Origin of the sequence: Blattabacterium cuenoti, from assembly GCF_014251755.1 — a bacterium.
In the GTDB taxonomy this organism is placed as follows: domain Bacteria; phylum Bacteroidota; class Bacteroidia; order Flavobacteriales; family Blattabacteriaceae; genus Blattabacterium; species Blattabacterium cuenoti_AN.
The window spans coordinates 556,696-579,692 of record NZ_CP059200.1; the positions used below are offsets into that span (position 1 = coordinate 556,696).

Sequence of the window (22,997 nt, forward strand, 5' to 3'; positions counted from 1 at the left end):
ATTATTTAATAGGAAAAGTCCCACTAATGTTTTTTAATCTAATTTTTTTTAAATCTTCAGAAGCTTCTATTCCATTCGTTGCATGCAATATCATTCCCTTTGAATGAGATATAATTGTTGTATATTTTTTATTAAAAAATTTTTTTTTTCTTCTATCCCAAAATATTTCCTCAGTTTTTAAAATATCTCCTTTATAACTCATAATTTTTATATTTCCTTTTATATGGTAAAATATTTTATAGATTGATTTTACCCAATTTGCACTAATATAAGTATATTGGTTCGTATTTTTATCATAAATAAATAAATTCAAACCATTCGGAAATAAAGTATAAAAAGCATATTCTTTAATAACGGGAGAATAAATGAAAAATTTTAACAAACCTTTTTCTTTATAGAAAAGATTTGTTTTAACAAATATATTTTTAGGCAATTCTTTTCCATTTTTTTTTATTATATGTTTTCTATTCAACACACAAGAAAATAGAACAAAACATAATAAAAAAATATAATAATGAAATTTATTACTGATTATTTTATTGTACTTTTGTTTTTAGATTTTGGTATCTTAGCTCAGTAGGTAGAGCAAAGGACTGAAAATCCTTGTGTCCCCGGTTCGATTCCGGGAGATACCACTCTCTACTTACTTACTACTTAGTTAAAATCCTAATTCTCTTTTCACGGCTTCAGTAATATCCTCTCCTTTATTTACTAGAACTCCTTTTCCAGGACTACAATCATCAACTCTCATAATATTTTTATCTTTATCTATGACTTTATGAATCGCTTTCTCTATTTTTTTGTATATAGGATTTAATAGTTTGTTTTGCATTTTTGTTAAATCATCTGCCGCTGTTTTTTGATAGGCATGAGCTTTTGCCTGTAAAATTACTAGTTCTTTTTTAAGAACTGGATTTCTATTTTTTTGAAATTTTTCTACTTTTAGATGAAATTCTTTTGCTAATTTATCTAAAATATTTTCGTGAATTTTACTAATTCTATTCAATTCTTTTTGAGCCGTAGAAAATTCTGGCATTTTTTCTATCAAATCCATACTATTAAGACAAACTATTTTATTATGACATTCCTTAGAATATAAAAAATGATATCCAAATAAGAATAGAAATAATAAAAAATAAAAAATTGGATTTTTTTTCATATGTATTTTATGTTTTTATTCGTATTAAATTACAAATCTTTTCCTATTATAAAATGTGTTTTCCATTTTGATATCCTAAACCCACGAACAAGATCCTGATCTATAGGATATCCAACATCTATTCCTAAAAAACCGATTGGAGGAAAAAACAAACGGAATCCAAATCCAAAAGATTTTTTTAGAATAAATGGATTAAGTTTTTGATAAGAATCACCAACATTTCCTCCTTCCATAAAACAAGTTGTCCAAATTTTTAAATTTGATAAATTCTTAATCAAATAACGAATCTCTAAAATAAGTTTATTATAAACTGTACCTCCATTGTTTAAAATGGAATCTTTTGAAGAGTATCCTCTTAATGGAATATGATCAAGATCATAGAATTTTGATTCTAATCCATTACGATGGACTCCACCCATATAAAATTTTTGAAACGAAAATAATTCTTTTGAATCATTATATTTTCCTAAATAACCTAATTCTCCTCCTGTTTTCAATATCATATTATTCATAATTTTCCGATACCAAAAGAAAATAATTTTTAATTTAAAATATTCTATCCATTCCTTATGATTTTTAATCATTACGGAATATGGAAGAGTAAATACACTATTCAACTGTATGTTTGATCCTTGAAATGGAAAAATCATGTCCGGTTCTGTTGAAAGTCTTTGTAATGAAATTAAATAACTTAGATTATTGATTTTCTGTTTGTTCTCTTTTTCAGAAGAGTTTTCCTTTTTATAAACAAATTTTTCATAATCTATGGATGTTAAAATTTTCGAAAAAGGATCTAAAAAAGATAAAGATTTATTCAAATAAACAGAAACACCTATTTTTTTTAAAAATTGCTTTTCTTCATGTGATATTTTAGTATTTTTATCTACTTGATATAACAAATCTAAATCCTCTTTATTTTTTATTTTTTTTATGGAATATTTGCTTTTCAAAGTAAAAGAAGTAGGATTGTTTTTTTCTATCCAAGGTTCTGTAAAAGAAAAACCATAAGATATAAAATCTTTTCCTAATTGACTATGAATAATTAGTTTTTGTCCATCTCCTTGAGGAATAGGATTCCATAATTTCCACTTCAAAATATTTTGAATAGAAAAATTTCCAAAATTTAACTTAAAAATTCCAATAATTTTTCTAAAATCTTTTCCTCCAAATCCTCCATGACATTGAAATTCATTAGTATTTTTTTCTACAACATGCCATTCTATGTCTGTTAATCCATTTTTTTTGTTTGGTTTAATTTCATGATATACTTTTTCAAAAAGATTTAAATTCTCTAAATGTGATAAACTATATTTGATTTTATCAATAGAAAAAAGATCTCCCGGATAAGTTTTTAATTCTCTTCTAATAACATGATCTTTAGTTATAGAATTTCCTAATATAATCACTGTATTTATGTATACAGGTTGATTTTCTTTTATTTGAATTTCCAAATCTATTTTATTATCAATAATTCTTTTTTCTATAAAAGTAATATTAACAAATAAATATCCTAAATTTAAATAAGAATATAGAATACTATCAGGAAAAAAAGGATTTAAAATATTTTTTTTAATCCCAATTTGATTATATACATCCCCCTTTTTATAAAAAAAAATTTGATTTAATAGATCTGTTTTCAACTTTTTATTTCCTAATATATGAACGTTTCCTAAAAAATACTTTTTTCCTTCTATGATTTTTATTTTTATTCCATAATTTCCGGATTTTTTTTTCCATACAGAATTCAAATAGACTTGAACATCAATAAAACCCATGGATTTATATTGATTCATAATATTTTTTAAATCTTTTCTTATATTTTCTTGAACAAAAAGAGGCTTTTTGATTATAGACATCAATTGTTTTTTAGTTTTACTACTCATTAGTTTAAGTAATTCTTGATCTTGAATAGTTTGATTTCCATCAAATAATATTTCTTCTATTTCAATTTGTTTTCCTTTATCTATATCTAAACATAGTACGTTTTTGTTATGATGATCCTTATTGATTTCACTTTTTATATCAATTTCATGATATCCTTTTTTTATATAATGTTCTTGTATCTCATTCTTGATAGTTTGAATCAAATCACCAGAAATTCTATCTCCAATTTTGATTTGTTTTATAGTAGGAAACTGATTTTTTTGAATTCCTTTTACTTTTATTTCATGAATTTCTTCTAAATCTTCCAATTCAAAAAATAAATCAATTTCATTTTTATACACATTTTTTTTATAAATGGATATATTTCTAAAAAGATTACTTTTCCACAATTTTCTTATAGCATGATCCGTTTTGATTCCATAATCATCTACTGATTCTCCAGGAGAAATACCTGATAATTCAGAAATAAAACGACTATCATATTTTGTTTTTCCTAAAACATGTATTTTTCTTACAATAAAAAAAGTATTTTTATTCTTTGTAAGAGAAGAAATTTCATTGTTAACAGAAAATGGATACACTTTTTGTAGTGGTATTATTATTAATAAATAAAGAATGCTGCTTATAAAGATGTTTTTTTTCATAAATGCAAAAAATTATTCTACGTTTCCAAAACGACGTTTTCTTTTTTGATAATTTATTATAGCTTCGAAAAAATCTGATTTTCTAAAATCAGGCCATAAAATATTTGTAAAATACAACTCTGCATAAGCAGATTGCCAAAGTAAAAAATTACTAATACGTTGTTCCCCACTTGTTCGAATAATTAAATCTACATCTGGAAAATCTTTAGTATACAAATGATTTTGAAAAAAAGAACAATCTATATCTTGTAATGAAAACAAACCATGGCATACCTTTTCAGCAATATTTTTTGTTGCTCTTAAAATCTCTTCTCTTGCACTATAACTTAACGCTAAAATTAGCGTAACAGATGTATTATGTTTTGTTTTTTTCATGAAAAAAAGTAATTCTTTTTGAATTTTTTCAGAAAATTTTTCAATTTTTCCTATCGTCATAATTTTCACATTTTTTTCATGAATTTCTTCTAAATAAATTTTCAAATTAGTATGAAACAAACGCATTAAATTATCTATTTCCTGTTTAGGTCTATTCCAATTTTCTAAAGAAAACACATATAAAGTTATATAAGGGATTCCTAATTCCTTACATCCATTTATTACATCTCTGACAGATTGTATGGCTCTTTCATGACCAAATGTTCTTAATTTTCCTCTTTTTTCAGCCCAACGACCATTTCCATCCATAATAATAGCTACATGATTAGGAATATTATTATAATCTATTTTATCTAATAATTTTTTCATAAAAAATAAGGAACACATCTTTGTACAAAGATAAAATAGATTTTTTACATTCAATTTCGTTGGTCTATTCCCCATAAAAGTTTTTCTCTCAATGTTTTATAATATGTATTTTTTCCTTCTTGAAGAAGATATATATAAAAAGGAGCTTTTTGAATGTATAATTCATTTTCTTGATTCAAAGAAGTTAGTCTTGTATCCATAGATAAAGAATAAGATTTTACACGACTATGTATTTTTAAATACACTTTTTGATGATCCGATATGATTAATGGACGTGAAAACAAATTATGTGGAGATATAGGTGTCAAAACAAAATTTTGATTTTCAGGACTAATAATAGGACCTCCACAACTTAAAGAATATCCAGTAGACCCAGTTGGAGTAGAAACAATCAAACCATCTGCCCAATAAGAAGTTAAAAATTCATTATCTATATAAGCATCTATAGTGATCATAGATACCATTTCTTTTCTAAGAATAACAATTTCGTTTAATGCAAAATTAAAAAATTTATGATGATCCGTTATAGAAGTTTTTAACGATAATAAACTTCTGGGCATTATATGAAGTTTTCTATTAAAAATTTGATCTATTTTTTTGACAAAAACGTCTTTATTAAAAGTCGCTAAAAAACCTAAATTACCCGTATTAACTCCAACTATAGGAATACCAGAATCCCTAATTAATGTAATAGCGGATAAAATGGTTCCATCTCCTCCAAAAGTAAACATTAAACTAAAATCTTGAGTTATTAATTCTTTATAATGAGAAAAAACAGGATAATCTAAATTTTTGAATTCTTCAAAAGAAGACAAAACATGAAAAAATGATTTTTCAATATGGATTTCTATGGAATGACTAGATGCATAGCCCATGAACTGATTCAAATATGGTATATTTTTTTTGCAAAGTTTTTGTCCATATACGGCTATTTTCATTTGTAATATTTTCTTAACAAAAAATTGAAAGGTAACGAAATTAGTTGTTTTATTATATTTAATCGAGTAATTTACAAGTAAAAAAAATAGTTTTTATTACTAAATTTGTATTTAGTAAAATATTAAAAAATAAAGCATAAAATGAAAGAATCTTTGTTTCCCGCAAAAGTATTGTTATTTGGAGAATATGGAATTTTGAAAAATTCAAGTGGACTTTCTATTCCTCATGATAGATATAAAGGTACTTTAAAAATTCATTCTAAATTCAATAAAAATATTTTATGTTCCAATTATGAAATTGGAAATTTTTATAATTTTTTATCTTTTTTGGAAAAAAAAAACAAATTTCAACAAAACTAAATTTAAATAAATTATATCAAGATATTCAAAAGGGGATATTTTTTCATTCCAACATTCCTCAAGGATATGGAATAGGAAGCTCTGGAGCATTAGTAGCTGCTATTTATGATAAATACACAAAAAATAAATTAAAAGGATATTTGAAAAAAAATCTTATAATATTAAAAAAAATATTCAGCCAAATGGAATCTTTTTTTCATGGTAAAAGTTCTGGAATAGATCCTTTAATTTGTTATTTAAACCGACCTTTACTCATTCGATCCAAAACTTATATTTCTATAATCGGTATACCAAAAAAACATCAAGGAAAAGGAGCTGTTTTTTTATTAAATTCTGGAATTCCTAGTAAAACTGATTCTATGATTCAATTTTTTTTTAGAAAATTGAAACAGGATAATTTCAAAAAAACTTTCTTTTTAGAATTTATAAAATATAATGAAAAATGTATTAAATCTTTTTTAAAAGAAGATTTTAAAATTTTGTTAAAAAATGTTAGACTTTTGTCTACTTGGGTTTTGAATCATTTCCGTCCCATGATTTCTAAAAATTTTTTGAAAATATGGGAGAATGGAATATTTAATAATATTTATTATTTAAAATTATGTGGCTCTGGAGGAGGAGGTTTTTTTTTAGGTTTTACAGCGAATTATGACTTATCCAGAAAAAAATTGAAAGAATACACTATGGAAGTTCTTTTTCGTTTTTAATTCATTTTTTTTATGCATCATAAAATTAGATTAAATCATTACTTGTCCAATGCCGGAATTTCTTCTAGGAGAAAAGCGGATAAACTTATTCAATCTGGAGCAATCGAAGTTAATGGAAAACCGGTTTTTAAATTAGGAACTGTAATTCATACAGATGATATTGTTAAATTTCATGGATCAAAAATTAAATCTCAAAATAAAATTTTTATACTACTCAATAAACCTAAAGGGTTTATTACTACTACAAAAGATCAATTTAACAGAAAAACAGTCATGAATTTAATACCCTCTCTATATAAATATAGAATTTTTCCTGTAGGAAGATTAGATTCTTCTACTACAGGAGTTTTACTTCTAACAAATGACGGGTATATAGCTGAAAAACTGACTCATCCTAAATATCATATAAAGAAAATATATCATGTATCATTAAATAAAAAAATTAAAAATGAAGATTTAGATCAAATAAGAAAAGAAAAAATTTATCTAAAAGAAGGAAAAGTAAAAGTTTGTTTTGTAAAAAACAAAAAAAACGCTAAAAATCAAATAGAAATCGGATTATATATAGGATGGAATCGAGTTATTAAACGAATTTTTAAAAAACTAACTTATAAAGTTATTCGATTAGATCGAATTAATTTTGGTGGACTTTCCAAAAAAAATCTTAAAATAGGAAACTGGTGTTTTTTAAATAAAGAAGAAATAGAAAATATTATTACTAAATCATAATTTTTTTTATGAAAAAAATAACCATTATTAATGGTCCTAATTTAAATCTTTTAGGAACCAGGGAGCCTGAATTATACGGAAATGAAAATTTTTTAGATTATCTTAAAAAATTAAGAAAAAAACTATCTTCTAATATAGAAATAATTTATTATCAAAGTAATAGTGAAGGAAAAATTATAGATATCCTACATTCTGTAGGATTCAAATCGGATGGAATTGTTCTAAACGCAGGAGCTTATACTCACACTTCTATAGGAATTGCTGATGCCATCAAATCTATTTATTCTCCTGTTATAGAAGTTCATATATCTAACATTTATTCCAGAGAATCTTTTAGAAAAAAATCGTTTCTTTCTCCTGTTTGTAACGGAACAATTTTTGGTTTTGGATTAAAATCTTATGAATTAGGAATAATGAGTTTTTTTTTATAAAATTTATAAAAATCATTAGAATTATTTATATGTTATAAAAACTATATTTTCCAATATTTATAATGTACATACTATCAACACAAAATAAGCATATTCAGGAACATAATGAATGAAAAAAACTGGTTTATAAACTACTTTTAAATCTTACATAAAAAATTTTCATGATTAAAATCAAATTTAGAAAGCCACTTTCCTAATATTTCTATAAATATTTTTGGATGTTCCATCATAGGAACATGTCCACATTTATCTATCCAATGTAATTCTGAATGAGGTAATAATCTATGAAATTCTTTTGCTACTTCTGGGGGGGTAACATGATCTTGTTTTCCCCAAATTAAACAAATAGGTTGATGAATCAAAGATAAATCTTTGGACATATTATATTTCATCGCACTTTTTGCAATATATAAAGTTTTAATTCCTTTTTTTTTATCATTTACAATATGGAAAACTTCATCTACTAATTCTTTGGTCGCTATATTAGGATTATAAAATACTTCTTGTGATTTTTTTCTGATATATTCATAATTTTCTCTTTTAGGAAAAGCATCTCCAAAAGCTTTTTCGAATAAACCAGAACTTCCTGTTAAAACCAAAGAATGAACTAAATCTATTTTTTTTTTTGCTATGATTAAAGCAATATGTCCTCCAATAGAATTTCCTATTAAAGTAGCTTTTTTAACCCCTATTTCTATTAAAAATTGGATTACATGCTGAGAAATGTGAAAAATATTAGTAAAAAATAATGGCATATTATAAAAAGGTAATGAAGGAATGATAACTTGATAACCTTTTTTTGGAAAAAAATCCAAAATAGCTTTGAAATTACTTAATCCTCCCATTAATCCATGAAGCAAAATCAAAGGATGACCTTTTCCTTTTTTTATATGAGGAAATTTGTTTTTTTTACTATCAATAATATGAAACATAATATCATAACGATTTTCTTTTTTATTTTTTTTATCTGTTTTAAAGTATTTTTTTACATTGTTTTTGAACAATAAAATAAGCTTCTTTAGCTGCCATTTCTTCTGATTTTTTTTTAGAAGAACCTATTCCTTTAGTTTGAATTCCACATCCTGATATTGTAAATTCAGATAAATAAATAATTTTATTTTGATTTTGATCTTCTCTAAAAGTTTTAAAATTTATAAAAAATTTATTTTTTTGAGACCATTCTAGAATCCATACTTTATAACTGAAAATTTCATTTTGCAACTTTTCAATATTCACATGAGGATGTAATATTTTTTTATGTACAAAATTTTCACATTTTTGATATCCTACCTCCAAATAAATAAAACCTATTAAAGCTTCAAGTGTATTTCCAAATATATTTTCAGATATCACAGATTTATCGAAAAAAATATCTGAAATCGTTAATTTTTTAGAAATTTCATTTAAATTTCTTCTACATACGATTTTGGATCGTATTTGAGTTAACTCTCCTTCTTTTTTTTCAGGAAATTGTTCACACAAAAAATGTGATATTATAGAATTTAATACAGCATCTCCTAAAAATTCTAATCTTTGAAAATTAAGAGAACAATTGTGATTGAAATTCTTTTTTTTCGTATAAAAACTATATATAAATACTTCTTTTAAGAATTTTGTATTTTTTGGACAAAATCCTAATATTTTTATTAAAATACCAACTAAGATGGAAAAGTCATTTTTTTCAAAAAAAGTTCTATTTTCAGATAACATTTATTTTTTAAATAAAATACAAACATTATGTCCTCCAAAGCCAAAAGTATTGCATATACTAATTTTTACCTCTTTTTTGATTGCTTGATTTGGAGTTAAATTAATTTTTGGATCTATATTTTTATCTATATGGAACAAATTGATAGTTGGAGGAATGATTCCTTTTGTTAAAGGAAGAATAGAAGCTATTGCTTCGATTGCTCCAGCAGCACCTAATAAATGTCCTGTCATAGATTTTGTAGAATTAATATTGATATTATGTATATTTTCATGAAATACTTCTTGTATTGCTTTTATTTCTGCAATATCTCCTAATATAGTAGATGTTCCATGAGAATTAATATGATCAACTTCTTCACATTGAATACCTGCATCTTGAATAGCTGATTTCATTGCAAAAATAATTCCTATTCCTTCTGGATGAGGAGCTGTCATGTGATAAGCATCTCCAGACAGACCTACTCCTCCTATTTCTGCGTATATATTGGCCCCTCTTTCTTGAGCGTGTTTATATTCTTCCAGAACAAGACATCCTGCTCCTTCTCCTAATACAAAACCATCTCTATTTTCATCAAAAGGACGTGATGCTGTTTGATAATCTTCATTTCTGGTAGATAATGCATGTAATGCATTAAAACCTCCTATTCCACTTTGTGTAATTGCAGCCTCAGATCCTCCAGTAACGATGATATCTGCTTTTCCTAAACAGATGAGATGATAAGCATCTACAATCGCATTAGAAGATGAAGCACAAGAAGATACCGTTGCATAATTGGGGCCATGAATACCATGATTCATAGAAATTAAACCAGCAGTAATATCTATAAGCATTTTCGGTATGAAAAATGGACTAAATTTAGGATATTTTCCTCCATATACATAATCAGAAATAGATTCTTCTAAATTTAAAAGACCTCCAATTCCAGATCCCCAAATCACTCCTATTCTTTCTCTTTTTTCTTTTGAAAAATTGATTCCACTATTTTTGATCGCTTCTTCAGAAGCAACTATCCCATATTGTGCACAAGGATCTAATTTCCGTATTTCTTTTTTATTAAAAAAAACACTTGCATCATAATTTTTTAATTCACAAGCAAATTTAGTTTTATATTTTTTAGTATCGAAATAAGTAATGGGAGCACACCCATTTTTCCCGATAACAAGAGAATTCCAATATTCATCCACAGTATTTCCTATAGGAGTAACCGTACCAATGCCAGTTACCACTACTTTTTTTTTAATTAATTCCTCCATATCCTATTATCCACTACTCATACATAAAATATATGTATAATCAGTTTTTTTTTTTCTGCATTTTTTTTTCTCTCAAAAGATTTTCTATAGCCTGTACGGCTTCCCCTACTGTTGTAATTTTTTCAGCTTTTTCATCTGAAATACTAATATTAAACTCTTTTTCAAACTCCATAATGAGTTCTACTATATCTAAGGAATCTGCTCCTAAATCATTGGTAAAACTTGCAATAGGAGTTATTTCACTTTCTTCTACGTTTAATTTTTCTACAATAAGAGCATTTACTTTAGATGCGATATCAGACATAAATTCATAATTTTTTTATGATACAAAATTAGTAAACTTTTGTAAATCATGCATAAATTTGCTTTATGCATAAATAGTACATGACATATGATCTCTTTTTATCTAGAAAATTATGGAATTTTGAATTCCTCATATAATTGGCAATTGACGCCTGATGAATTACAAAAAATCATTATTCGAAAAAAAATGGGAGTTGAAACAGAATCAGGAGTTTTAGCTATAAATACAGGTTCTTTCACTGGAAGATCTCCCGAAGATAGATTTATTGTAAAAGATAAAATAACAGAACAAAAAGTTTGGTGGGATGAAAAATTTAATCAATCTTTTGATTCAGAAAAATTTAATTATTTATATAAAAAAATTACCCGATACTTATCGGGAAAAACTTTATATATCCGAGATGGATATCTTTGTTCCGATAAACGTTATCAATTAAATGTTCGCTCTATTAGTGAATATCCATGGTCTGATTTATTTATTTATAATTTATTTTTAAGATTTCAAAAATTGAAAAAAATTTTACCAGATTGGTTATTATTCTGTGCTCCAGGATTTCAGGCTAACCCCATAAAAGATGGAACACGAAACAAAAATTTTTCTATTTTAAATTTTTCTAAAAAAATAATTTTGATTGGAGGATCCGGATATACAGGAGAAATTAAAAAATCTATATTTTCTGTTCTAAATTTTATACTTCCTATGTATAAAAATGTTTTTCCTATGCATTGTGCCGCAAATGTAGGAAAACAAAAAAAAGATACAGCTCTTTTTTTTGGATTATCCGGAACAGGAAAAACTACTATTTCTAATGATATCAATAGAAATTTAGTTGGAGATGATGAACATGGATGGACTTATGATAACATTATATTCAATTTTGAAGGAGGATGTTATGCTAAAATTTTGGGGATTTCTATAAAAAATGAACCAATGATTTATCATGCTATAAAAAAAGGAGCCATGTTGGAAAATGTTTTTTTCAAAACCAAAACTAGAAAAGTAGATTTTTTAAATGATACCATTACTCAAAATATAAGAATAAGCTATCCCATTTATTTTATAAACAATATTGAAAAAAAACTATTATCTTCTAATATAAAAAATATTTTTTTTCTAACATATGATGCTTTTGGAGTATTTCCACCTATATCTAAACTGAATAGAGCTCAATCTTCTTATTATTTTTTATTAGGGTATACATCTAAAGTAGCTGGTACTGAATTAAATATTCAAAAACCAAAATCCACTTTTTCTTTTTGTTTTGGAGCACCATTTATGCCTTTACATCCCGTTCAGTATACAAAAATGTTTATGAAAAAATTAGAGAATACTAAAATAAATGTTTGGATGGTCAACACCGGATTGATATCGGAAGGAAAGTCATATTCATCTAGAATTAAATTAAATGATACACGTAAAATCGTAGAAAATGTTTTAAATGGTTTTTTATCAGAAGTTCCTTACGAAAAATATCCTATTTTTAATTTTCAAATTCCAAAATATTGTCCAGGAGTATCTTCTAGTATTTTGAACCCCAAAAATTCATGGAAAAATGAAAAAATATATCAAAATCAAGTCAGGACACTTGCCCAAAAATTTATTCAACATTTTGATAAATACAGACAATATATAGACAAAAATATTTCATATGGGGGACCTATTTTAGAATAAAAAAGTCTATTTATTTAGAATGTATTTCTATTATTTTTCCAATATCGTTGAATAGATTGTTGAATATATTTTCCTATAATATCAAATTCTACATTTACAATATCACCAATTTTCATCATATGAAAATTGGTGGTATGATAAGTGTAAGGAATAATAGATACATTAAAAATATATTGATTGCATGTTATGATAGTAAGACTTACTCCATTAATAGCAATAGAACCTTTTTTTACAATTCTATGATTCAATTTTGTTTTAGATTTAAAAAAAAATAGCCAGCTTCCATTTCTATTTTCTATTTTAATAATCATAGCAATTGTATCTACATGTCCTTGAACTATATGTCCATTTACCCTTTTATGCAACATCATCCCTCTTTCTAAATTGACTTCATCTTGAATTTTTAAAAAATTTAAATTAGTACATAATAAAGTTTCTTCAGAAGCTATGACTGAATAAGTTTTTTTATTAATATTTATAATACTTAAACATATTCCATTATGACAAATACTTTGATTGATTTGAATTTTGTTATTTAAAAATGGATTATTGAAAGTTATACGAAGATTGTTTTTTTCACGATTTAATTGATGTACTTTTGCAGTACATTCTACGATTCCAGTAAACATAATGATTTATAATAATTTTTATCAAATTAATTAAATATTATATTTTATGAATTATAGAAAAAAAAAAATTAAAGTGGGATTTACCACGGGCGATATTAATGGAATAGGAATCGAGATTTTTTTGAAAGTATGTTGCAAAAAAAAAATTTTAGATTTTTTCACTCCAATATTATTTGGATCACCAAAATTATGTTTTTATTATAAAAAAATTTTAAACATAGAAATCAATAACATACGAGAAATTAAAAATTTTAAAGAGGTTATGGATTATAAAATCAATGTATTCAACATATGGAAAGAAGACATTAAATTCGAATCTATAAAAATCAATCATCCTGAATCTGGAAAATATCCCATTTCATCTTTAAAAAAAGCTGTAAAATCTTTAAAAGAAGGAAAAATAGATGTACTTGTAACAGCTCCAGTTAATAAAAAATCTATGAATTTCAAAAATTTTTCATTTTTCGGTCATACTGAATATCTACAAAATGTTCTAGAAGGAGAATCCTTAATGTTTATGATTCACGACATTTTAAAAATAGCCTTAGTAACCAATCATTTGCCTTTAAAAAAGGTAAGTTCAGAATTGAATATAAAAAAAATAATAAAATCACTTAAAATTTTACATCAATCTCTTATCATTGATTTTTCTATAGAAAGACCCAAAATTGCGGTTTTGGGATGTAATCCTCATTCAAGTGATCATGGATTAATAGGGAATGAAGATAATACAAAAATTCAACCAGCTATTGATCGCTTATTTCAAAAACAAGGATGGTTAATTTTTGGACCTTATCCTTCAGATAGTTTTTTTGGAAATCAAAACTATAGAAATTTTGATGCGGTTTTGGCTATGTATCACGATCAAGGATTAATTCCTTTTAAAACCCTAACTTTTAATCAAGGAGTCAATTTTACAGCTGGACTTTCTCATATACGAACATCTCCTGATCATGGAGTCGCCTATGATATAGCTAAAAAAGGAATTGCCAATGAAAATTCCTTTGAAGAAGCAATTTTTAATGCTATAAAAATATTCAAAAATAGAAAAGAATATATGAAATTTAGTTTATCAAGATTATTATAAAATTACAAAAATTATATTTTTTTTTACTTGTAAAATTCCTCCTTCTATTTTAATTTTTTTTTTTATATCTTTAGACTCCAATTTTAAAAAACCATTTTTTAATATAGATATAAATGGAGCATGATTTTTTAATATTTGAAAATACCCATGGATTCCAGGAGCTATAATAGAAATTATAATTCCTTGATACAAAATTTTATGAAAACTAATAATTCTGATTTTCATGAATCTATTTATATAGACAACATTTCTTTTCCACTTTCTATAACTTGTTCTATGGTTCCTTTTAAATTAAAAGCAGACTCTGGAATACCATCTAACTCTCCATCTATTATCATATTAAATCCTTTTATCGTATCTTCAATTTTTACAAACTCTCCTTCTATTCCCGTAAATTGTTTTGCTACATGAAACGGTTGAGATAAGAAACGTTGAACGCGTCTAGCTCTAGAAACTATTAATTGATCTTCCTCACTTAATTCTTCTATTCCGAGAATAGCGATAATGTCTTGTAAAGAATTATATCTCTGCAATATTTTCTTTACTCTTTGTGCACAATTATAATGATTTTCATTTATTATATCTGGAGATAAAATACGTGAAGTGGAATCTAAAGGATCTACTGAAGGATAAATTCCTAAAGATGCTATTTTTCTGGAAAGAACGGTAGTTGCATCTAAGTGCGAAAATGTGATAGCAGGGGCAGGATCGGTTAAATCATCTGCAGGAACATAAACAGCTTGTACTGAAGTGATAGATCCTGTTCTTGTAGAAGTTATTCTTTCCTGCATAGCCCCCATTTCAGATGATAAAGTAGGTTGATATCCTACTGATGAGGGAATTCTTCCTAACAACACTGAAACTTCTGATCCAGCTTGAGTAAAACGAAATATATTATCTATAAAAAATAATACATCTTGTCCTTTTTTTCCTTCTACATATTGATCTCTATAATATTCAGCCAATGTTAATCCGGATAAAGCAACTCTTGCTCTGGCTCCAGGAGGTTCATTCATTTGACCAAAAACAAAAACAGCTTTAGATTCTTTTAAAGATTCTTTGTCTACTTTAGAAAGATCCCAATCTCCTTTTTTCATTGATTCCATAAAAGACTTTCCATATTTTATAATTCCAGATTCTAACATTTCTCTTAACAAATCGTTTCCTTCTCTAGACCTTTCTCCAACTCCTGCAAAAACAGATCGTCCTCCATGTTTTTTTGCTACATTGTTAATCAATTCCTGAATCAATACAGTTTTTCCAACTCCTGCGCCACCAAATAATCCAATTTTTCCTCCTTTAGGATAAGGTTCTATTAAATCTATCACTTTAATTCCTGTATACAAAATCTCTGTATTAGTAGATAAATCTACAAATGCAGGAGATTCACTGTGAATCGGTTTAACTTTAGATCTATTTAAGTCTTCTAATCCGTCTATACAATCTCCTAAAACATTGAATATCCTACCATTAATAGATTCCCCTACAGGAACACAAATCGGTTGATCTAATGCATAAACTTTTTGTCCTCTTTTCAATCCATCCGTTACTTCCATAGATATACAACGAACAATACGGTCCCCCATATGTTGTTGAACTTCCAATACGATTTTATTTTTTTTATTAGAGGAGTAGACTTCTAAAGCATCATAAATTTTAGGAAGATAAGACCCTTCTATAAAAGAAACATCAATTACTGGTCCTATAATTTGAGTAATTATTCCCATAAATTTTTTTTTATGCATCATGAAATTCCTTTTTTTTTAACATTGATAGAATTATATTTGCAATTGTAAATGTAAGAGAAAAAAGACAAAATTTTGAAAATTTATTCATTGATTGATGAATTTTCTTCTTTTGATCCATGTGTATTTACACTTGGAGTTTTTGATGGGGTTCATATAGGTCATCAAGAAATTATTAAAAATTTAATTTTTAGATCTAGAAAAAAATATTGTTCCGTACTTCTCACTTTTCATCCACATCCAAAAGAAATATTAAATTCTGATAAAAAATTTTTTTATTTAAATACTCTTTCTGAAAGAATATATAACTTAAAAAAAACAGGAATAGAACACTTGATTATTCATCCTTTTACTATCAATTTTTCAAGATTAAGAACAGAAGATTTTTTAAAAAAAATATTACATCCTAAATATAAAATTAGGAAAATCATTACTGGATACGATTCTCATATCGGAAAAAATAGAGATTCTTCTTACGAAAAATTAAAAAAACTATCTCATAATTATGGAATAAAAGTTTATAAAGTAAGTCCTTACAAATTTCAAAAAAAAATAGTGAGTTCCACTCACATACGTAAATCTCTTTTATTAGGAAATATACAATGGGCAAATCAAGCTTTGGGTTATTTTTATACATTGTCTGGAAATGTCACAGAAGGAAAAGGCATAGGAAGAATGATTAATTTTCCCACTGCAAATCTACAAATAGACTCTAAAAAATTGATTCCTAAAAAGGGTGTTTATGCTGTAAAAATTAATTACTTAAATAACATGTATTTAGGAATGTTAAATATCGGAATAAATCCTACTATAGAGAAAAAAAATCGAAAAATAAAAATAGAAGTGCATATATTCGATTTTTTTGAAAATATATATGGAAAAAAAATAGATATTTTAATGATTCGTATAATCCGTGAAGAAAAAAAATTTAATTCTATACAAGAATTGAAACGACAAATATGTATAGATAAAATAAATGTACAGAAATTTTTTTTATCGTGAAAAAAAAAATAGATAAAATTATTAAGTATATATTAAAAAACTTAAATCATAAGATTATTTTCATATCAAAAACTTCTACTATTATAGAATATATTCAAAATAAATACAGTTCAAAATTTCATTCTGAAACTAAATTTTTTACAATAAAAGAATTTTTTGAAACTATTTCTGGACTAAAAATTTTAGATCATCATTCAATACTGCTTTACTTTTTTTCTTTTTTAAAAAAAGATGATTTTATAGAAAAAACATTTCACGATTTTTTTAATTGGGGGCCTAAAATATTAAATGATTTTCAGAATATAGATTTTAACATGGTCAATGTTGAACATTTTTTTGATTCTATTATTTCTACAGAAAAAATAAATAAATGGGATCTTGATTTTTTAAAACAAGAAAAATTTTTTTTTTGGGAAAAAATTCATAAGTACTATTATATTTTACAATCTCAACTCTTCAAAAAAGGAATTGCTTATCATGGAATGCTTTTCAAAACAGCGATTTCTTGTTTAGATTCTTTTTTATCTAAAAATTTCAATACAAAAATCGTATTATTTCTCGTTCAGAATATTGCATTTTTGAATCAATGCGAAAAAATTTTTACTAAAAAAATTATTCAACAAGGATTAGTTTATGATTTATGTGAAAAAAATATTTCAATTTTTACTTTAGAATCTTTGAAGAATCAAAAAAGGATTTTAAATTCAAAAACATGTTTACAATATGATAATTTAAAAATTATTGGTGTTTCAAAAGAAATAGAACAAGTGAAAACTGTAAAGAATATCATATGCAAATTGATCAAAAAAAATCAAAAATCTAATAAAATACTTTTAATTCCAGGAGATAAAAATTTGACGATTCCATTAACACATTCTATAAAAAAATTAGGAATTAATATATTTTTTAATATAGATTGTTCATTAAATAATATTCCTATTTATTATACTTTTTATTTCATATTCCAATTACTGTTAAAAAAAAAGAAATTCAAAAAATTTCCTAGAAAAGATGTAATCAAAGTATTATCCAATGGATATATACAAAAATTTTTTTTAAAAAGAAATTCAATCTTAAAAAAATTAAGTATCGAAAATGATTCTGATTTTCTTCGCGAAGACGAAATAAAAAAATATTTATCCAGAAATGACTTGTGGATTATTTTTAAAATTCAAACTAATGATATCAAAATGATTCTTATAAGTCTTATTGGTTTTATTAGAAAATTAAAACAATTGCTATTAATGAATAGAAGAAAACATTTTTTGGAATTGAATTTTATTTCTAAATTAGAAATTTATATACAAAAATTCAGAATCATAGTTAGAAAAACTAAAAATTTATCTTTAGAAATTAATGATGTATTTAACATATATGAACAGTTTACTCATACAGAAAATATACGATATATACGTAAAAATAGAAGAGGATTGTATGTAACAGGTTTTATAGATATTTTTTTAGAAAATTTTGATGTAGTGATCATTACATCCTTTAATGAAGGAGTGATTCCTCCAAATTATAATAATCAAAACAGTTCTCTTATTCCATTTGATATGGAAAAAAAATTACAGATTAATAATACTAATGAAATTTTTTATTTTCATCATTTAACAAGAATTATTCAATTTTCAAAACAAGCATATTTAATATATAAAGATCAACCAGATGAAATTAATTCTGGAGAAAAAAGTCGTTTTATTCATAGAATAGAAATAAATTCTAAAATTTCAACCGAAAAAATAAAAAAACCATTTTTTCCTATAAAGTCCAAAAAACATCCTATTGTAATTGATAAAACAAAATCTATAATTCGGTGTTTGCATGAATTAATCAATAAAGGATTATCTCCTTCTTCTATTCATTTATATAATTATAATCCTCTTCTATTCTATTATAAAAAAATCCTTAAGTTAAGGGATCCAGAAAAAATATCTTACAAAAAAAAAATAGGAAAAATTATTCATAAAATATTAAAAATTTTATATGAACCCATAAAAGAAAATTTGATAACAATTGATTGTATACATGAAATGAAAAAAAATTATGAACCTATTGTAAAAAAAGTTCTTTTAGAAAAAAAAGAAATCATTGAAGGAAATAACATGTTTTTTTATTGTATAATCAAAAATTATGTAGAAAAATTCATTTCATGGGATGAAAAATTTGTTAAACGCGGACATAAAATTTTTCTAAAGGAAATAGAAAAAAAAGTATCTTCTATATTAAATATAGGATCAAAAAAAATAAAATTACATGGTATTATAGATCGTATAGATGAGTATGATGGAACAACTCGTATTCTTGATTACAAAATAGGATTTTCAAAAGTTAAAGAAATTAATGTTTCTTTAAAAAATATTGAAAATATTTTTTATGATATCAATTATGTAAATACCATGCAATTGCTGATTTATGTTTATTTATGGTTTCAATCTTCCATATTGAAAGAAAATAAAAAGAAATCTCCCATCATAGGAATTATTTCTCACAAAATGAATGGAAATATATTACAAATTCCCATAAATATTTTTCGTGTTCTAAAAACAAACATCACATATGAAAATTATAAAATAAACGTTCTTCCATTTTTGATTCAAAGAATTTCTGATATACTAGATCCTAGTATACCCATTATAGAAAAAATTTATTAATTTATAATATAATTTTTTCTATAATTCCCTATTTCTTCATCAGTAGTAGAATATGATTTTGAATCAATAATAAGATCTGGTGTACAGATTTTTTATCAATAGAATTTTTCACCGCTTCATCTAAAAATTTTTTCTTTTTTTTAATTCTAAAAAAGCTTGAGAACTCATCATTTCATGATGATAATGTATATCTATATAAAGAACATATATTTGTATCAACAAACATTATATGGAAGGAAGTTTTTCGGAAGGAGTGAAAAAAAGTAATTCCATTATTGTTTATAGAACTTAACAAACGATCTAATCGTTTGGATGATCATTATATTATGATTCTTTATTATAAAATTTCTTGTCTTTGGTAGTGTAGATAATGAGAATACTATTCTATATTTATCAAAAATTATAGAAAATAAAAAAAAACTTACGAAAAAATTTACAATGTTTTTCCAGACTTTTATAATATTTAATTGCGTGTTATGAAAGTGGATTAGATGAAAATATGGATCGAAAAATTCGATCTACATATAAATTTTTTATTCAAATGGATGATGGATGAGTCTGTTGTACAGAAACAAATTATTCATTATCAAATTAAAAATCATTTTAAAAAATTAAGAGATCAATTAGTTAAATATTATGAACACCCTTATGAAAAAAACTTTTTTGTATTTATATATTATTTTTTGGCTCTATTCAAAAATAAAAAACAAATCTATAGAATTAATTATCAAGGATAAACTTTAAAAAAAAGAATCACAAATAATTGAAATCAAAGAAAATTATTTAATTAAAAATAAGACTTTAAAAAAAAGAATCACAAAATATAAAAAAATAAAATGAATGAAGGCTTTCAATAATAAAAATAAATTTGAATTCCCATAACAATCAATGATTGAATAAAAAAAAACAAAAATACTGAAAAATAATTTCATTGTGCTACATAATATATAAAGAAGAGTGTATTTAGATTTATTTCTTGTAAACAAAGAAAAAATAAAAAAAAAACTGTTTACAGGAAACAAAAAAACATATATTTTAAATACAAAAGGAAGATATGTTTTAAAAAAAATCGTACTGGAAATAATGTGAGCTAAACTAAAACAAAAAGTCAATAAATTGTATACTACAATTTTTTTTATCATAATTAAATAATTTAAAATTACTATTATTTTTCTATGCAAAATATTATTGATGAACTCTCATGGAGAGGTTTGATTAAAAATAAAGTTCCTGGTATAGAAAATCAATTAAAAAAACCTACTACCATGTACATAGGTTTTGATCCTACATCTGACTCTTTGCACCTGGGGAGTCTCTTACCTATTATTATGTTAATTCATTTCCAAAGAAAGGGACACAAATCTTTAGCATTAATTGGTGGAGCAACTGGTTTTATAGGAGATCCTTCCGAAAGAAAGGATCAAAGAATTTTTTTAAGTCAAAAAATTTTGGAAAAAAATACGGAATCTATAAAAAATCAAATATTAAACCTTTTGAAGGTTTATTCAAAAAAAATAGAATTATTAAATAATTTTGATTGGATTCGAAACATTTCTTTTCTAGATTTTATTCGTGAAATAGGAAAATATTTTACTGTAAATCAAATGATATCTAAAGATTCTGTAAAAAAAAGAATGCAGAATAAAAACAATGGAATATCTTTTACTGAATTTTCTTATTCTCTTATACAAGGATATGATTTTTTGTATTTAAACCAAATTTTAAATTGTAAATTGCAAGTTGGAGGATCTGATCAATGGGGAAATATTACGACAGGTATAGAATTAATTCGAAAAAAAACAGGAAAAAAAGCATATGGAATTACTTTTCCTTTAATCATTCAACCCAATGGAATTAAATTTGGAAAAAGTGAAAAAGGAGAGAATATATGGTTAGATGAAACAAAAACATCTCCATACAAATTTTATCAGTTTTGGATGAATCTATCTGATTTTGAAATTGAAAAATACATCAAAATATATACTTTTTTATCTAAAGAAAAAATTGAAAATTTAATTTTCAGACATAAAAAACATCCAAATAAAAGATTGTTGCAAAGAAAACTAGCTAATGAAATCACTGAATGGGTTCATGGAAATAAAATTTCCAAAAAAATAATAGAAATCACGAATATATTATTTGAAAAAAAAAATGAACCTTTTCAATTCTTGGATGATAAAACTTTCGTCTCTATATATAATCATATTCCACATATGTTTATATCTTGTGAGGAATTTGAACAAGGAATTTTTTTATTAGATCTTCTAAAAAAAAGTGGATTTTTTTCTTCTAAAAGTGAAGCAAATCGTGCTTTAAAAGCAAATTCAATTCACTTAAATCAAATTCTTGTAAAAGAAAATTTTTTGATAAAAAAAGAAAACATAATAGGAAAAAAATATATTTTATTTCAATTTGGAAAAAAGGAATTTTTTATTATAAAAATTGAATAAATTTAATATCCAAAATTTTTTAATTTTTTGTAATCATATCGCCAATTTTTACAAATTTTTACATCCAGTTTTAATTGGATCTTTTTTTTGAAAAAAATTTCTATACTTTTTATAGAAAAAAATTTCAATTTTTTAATAGCTTTTCCTTTTTCTCCTATTAATATTCCTTTTTGAGAAGATCGTTCTACATATATATATGAGGATATATATATAAAAGTATTTTTATTTTTAAAAAGTTTTGTATAAATTTCTACGGAGTAAGGAATTTCTTTTTTATAGAAAAAAAATATTTTTTCTCTAATAATTTCATTAACAAAAAAACGTTCAGATCTATTACTTAAATAATATTCGGGATAGTAAGGTGGATGTACAGACAATAAAGATATTATCTTATTCATTAATAAATCTTGATTCATTTTTTTCAATGCAGATATTGGTAATATTTCTGAATCAGGAACTAATTTATGCCAATGATTAATGGTATTATATAATATGTTTTTTCCACATTGTGTTCCAATTTTATCTATTTTATTAATCAATATAATAATGGGAATCTTTGTATTTTTTTTTTTAATAATGTGATTAAATATTGAAATATCTTCAAATTTTCCTATTTCTGTAGTGAGCAAAATAATATCTGCATCTTCTAATGATTTTTCTACATATTGCATCATAATTTTTTGCATAGGGTAAATAGGATCCATGATACCCGGAGTATCCGAAAATATAATCTGAAAATCAGACTTATTGATAATTCCTAATATTCTATGACGAGTAGTTTGTGGTTTTTTTGTAATGATAGAAAGTTTTTTTCCGACAAGGGAATTCATTAAGGTAGATTTTCCTACATTAGGAAATCCTATAATATTAACAAAACCGGATCTATGAATCATTT

At 24.5% G+C, this 22,997-nt stretch carries 20 protein-coding genes, 1 tRNA gene and 1 pseudogene; 9 read left to right on the top strand and 13 right to left on the bottom strand.

The genetic code is table 11. The features are described from left to right. Position 1 precedes the first annotated feature (1 nt). Positions 2–433: a hypothetical protein gene (locus H0H57_RS02720; RefSeq protein WP_238784311.1), complete on the bottom strand. Its 432-nt coding sequence runs from the start codon at positions 431–433 to the stop codon at positions 2–4. A gap of 129 nt (positions 434–562) precedes the next feature. On the opposite strand from H0H57_RS02720, the gene H0H57_RS02725 reads away from it, so the two are divergent. After that, positions 563–635: transfer RNA gene (locus H0H57_RS02725), tRNA-Phe, on the top strand. A 23-nt stretch (positions 636–658) separates the two neighbouring features. Here H0H57_RS02725 and H0H57_RS02730 read toward each other — a convergent pair. Genes H0H57_RS02730 through H0H57_RS02745 form a run of 4 tightly spaced genes read right to left on the bottom strand, consistent with a single transcriptional unit; the run spans position 659 to position 5,369 of the window. Continuing rightward, on the bottom strand, positions 659–1,159 hold the full coding sequence (locus H0H57_RS02730; protein WP_185863755.1) for an OmpH family outer membrane protein: 501 nt from the start codon (positions 1,157–1,159) through the stop codon (positions 659–661). Positions 1,160–1,188: 29 nt separating this feature from the next. Beyond that, positions 1,189–3,687 (bottom strand): outer membrane protein assembly factor BamA, encoded by a 2,499-nt coding sequence (bamA, locus tag H0H57_RS02735; RefSeq protein WP_185863756.1) that lies wholly within the window; start codon positions 3,685–3,687, stop codon positions 1,189–1,191. A gap of 12 nt (positions 3,688–3,699) precedes the next feature. Continuing rightward, the gene (locus H0H57_RS02740) at positions 3,700–4,431 is read right to left on the bottom strand and encodes an isoprenyl transferase (RefSeq protein ID WP_185863757.1); all 732 of its coding nucleotides are present in this window, start codon (positions 4,429–4,431) and stop codon (positions 3,700–3,702) included. Positions 4,432–4,481: 50 nt separating this feature from the next. Continuing rightward, a complete protein-coding gene (locus H0H57_RS02745; protein ID WP_185863758.1) occupies positions 4,482–5,369 on the bottom strand; it encodes an NAD kinase in 888 nt (295 codons plus the stop codon). Between the two features lie 141 nt (positions 5,370–5,510). Between H0H57_RS02745 and H0H57_RS02750 the strand changes: the two are divergent. From H0H57_RS02750 to aroQ, 3 genes and pseudogenes are all read left to right on the top strand, one after another. Next, positions 5,511–6,436: pseudogene (locus H0H57_RS02750) on the top strand (mevalonate kinase family protein). Between the two features lie 12 nt (positions 6,437–6,448). After that, entirely contained in the window at positions 6,449–7,165 is a 717-nt protein-coding gene (locus H0H57_RS02755; protein ID WP_185863759.1) for a pseudouridine synthase, read from the top strand. Positions 7,166–7,173: 8 nt separating this feature from the next. Next, positions 7,174–7,596 (top strand): type II 3-dehydroquinate dehydratase, encoded by a 423-nt coding sequence (gene aroQ / locus H0H57_RS02760; RefSeq protein ID WP_185863760.1) that lies wholly within the window; start codon positions 7,174–7,176, stop codon positions 7,594–7,596. A gap of 137 nt (positions 7,597–7,733) precedes the next feature. On the opposite strand, the gene H0H57_RS02765 is transcribed toward aroQ, so the two are convergent. Genes H0H57_RS02765 through H0H57_RS02780 form a run of 4 tightly spaced genes read right to left on the bottom strand, consistent with a single transcriptional unit; the run spans position 7,734 to position 10,864 of the window. Next, positions 7,734–8,528: an alpha/beta fold hydrolase gene (locus H0H57_RS02765; protein WP_185863761.1), complete on the bottom strand. Its 795-nt coding sequence runs from the start codon at positions 8,526–8,528 to the stop codon at positions 7,734–7,736. Positions 8,529–8,568: 40 nt separating this feature from the next. Beyond that, the gene (locus H0H57_RS02770; protein ID WP_185863762.1) at positions 8,569–9,306 is read right to left on the bottom strand and encodes a ribonuclease III family protein; all 738 of its coding nucleotides are present in this window, start codon (positions 9,304–9,306) and stop codon (positions 8,569–8,571) included. After that, positions 9,307–10,560 carry a beta-ketoacyl-ACP synthase II gene (gene fabF / locus H0H57_RS02775; protein WP_185863763.1) on the bottom strand — a complete coding sequence of 418 codons (1,254 nt, stop codon included), beginning with the start codon at positions 10,558–10,560 and terminating at the stop codon, positions 9,307–9,309. Between the two features lie 40 nt (positions 10,561–10,600). Then, positions 10,601–10,864: an acyl carrier protein gene (locus tag H0H57_RS02780; protein ID WP_185863764.1), complete on the bottom strand. Its 264-nt coding sequence runs from the start codon at positions 10,862–10,864 to the stop codon at positions 10,601–10,603. 87 nt (positions 10,865–10,951) lie between these two features. Here H0H57_RS02780 and H0H57_RS02785 point away from each other — a divergent pair, with 87 nt between their 5' ends. Next, the gene (locus H0H57_RS02785; protein ID WP_185863765.1) at positions 10,952–12,535 is read left to right on the top strand and encodes a phosphoenolpyruvate carboxykinase (ATP); all 1,584 of its coding nucleotides are present in this window, start codon (positions 10,952–10,954) and stop codon (positions 12,533–12,535) included. 14 nt (positions 12,536–12,549) lie between these two features. Here the strand turns inward: H0H57_RS02785 and H0H57_RS02790 are convergent, their stop codons facing one another. After that, positions 12,550–13,164: a riboflavin synthase gene (locus H0H57_RS02790; RefSeq protein WP_185863766.1), complete on the bottom strand. Its 615-nt coding sequence runs from the start codon at positions 13,162–13,164 to the stop codon at positions 12,550–12,552. A gap of 46 nt (positions 13,165–13,210) precedes the next feature. On the opposite strand from H0H57_RS02790, the gene pdxA reads away from it, so the two are divergent. Next, positions 13,211–14,251: a 4-hydroxythreonine-4-phosphate dehydrogenase PdxA gene (gene pdxA, locus H0H57_RS02795; protein WP_185863767.1), complete on the top strand. Its 1,041-nt coding sequence runs from the start codon at positions 13,211–13,213 to the stop codon at positions 14,249–14,251. On the opposite strand, the gene H0H57_RS02800 is transcribed toward pdxA, so the two are convergent. Continuing rightward, on the bottom strand, positions 14,246–14,476 hold the full coding sequence (locus tag H0H57_RS02800; protein ID WP_185863768.1) for a F0F1 ATP synthase subunit epsilon: 231 nt from the start codon (positions 14,474–14,476) through the stop codon (positions 14,246–14,248). The two genes, pdxA and H0H57_RS02800, sit on opposite strands and share 6 nt — an antisense overlap. Positions 14,477–14,484: 8 nt before the next feature. Beyond that, positions 14,485–15,996, bottom strand: coding sequence for a F0F1 ATP synthase subunit beta (gene atpD, locus H0H57_RS02805; protein WP_185864103.1), 1,512 nt, complete (start codon positions 15,994–15,996; stop codon positions 14,485–14,487). Positions 15,997–16,071: 75 nt separating this feature from the next. Here atpD and H0H57_RS02810 point away from each other — a divergent pair, with 75 nt between their 5' ends. The 3 genes from H0H57_RS02810 (at position 16,072) to tyrS (ending at position 22,102) form a co-directional block, all read left to right on the top strand. Next, complete coding sequence (locus tag H0H57_RS02810) at positions 16,072–16,998, top strand: bifunctional riboflavin kinase/FAD synthetase (protein WP_185863769.1); 927 nt, start codon at positions 16,072–16,074, stop codon at positions 16,996–16,998. Further along, on the top strand, positions 16,995–19,652 hold the full coding sequence (locus tag H0H57_RS02815; RefSeq protein ID WP_185863770.1) for a PD-(D/E)XK nuclease family protein: 2,658 nt from the start codon (positions 16,995–16,997) through the stop codon (positions 19,650–19,652). Before H0H57_RS02810 ends, H0H57_RS02815 begins: the two co-directional genes overlap by 4 nt. A 1,175-nt stretch (positions 19,653–20,827) precedes the next feature. Next, entirely contained in the window at positions 20,828–22,102 is a 1,275-nt protein-coding gene (gene tyrS, locus H0H57_RS02820; protein WP_185863771.1) for a tyrosine--tRNA ligase, read from the top strand. Between the two features lie 2 nt (positions 22,103–22,104). Here the strand turns inward: tyrS and era are convergent, their stop codons facing one another. Then, on the bottom strand, positions 22,105–22,995 hold the full coding sequence (era, locus tag H0H57_RS02825) for a GTPase Era (protein ID WP_185863772.1): 891 nt from the start codon (positions 22,993–22,995) through the stop codon (positions 22,105–22,107). Positions 22,996–22,997: the final 2 nt, after the last annotated feature.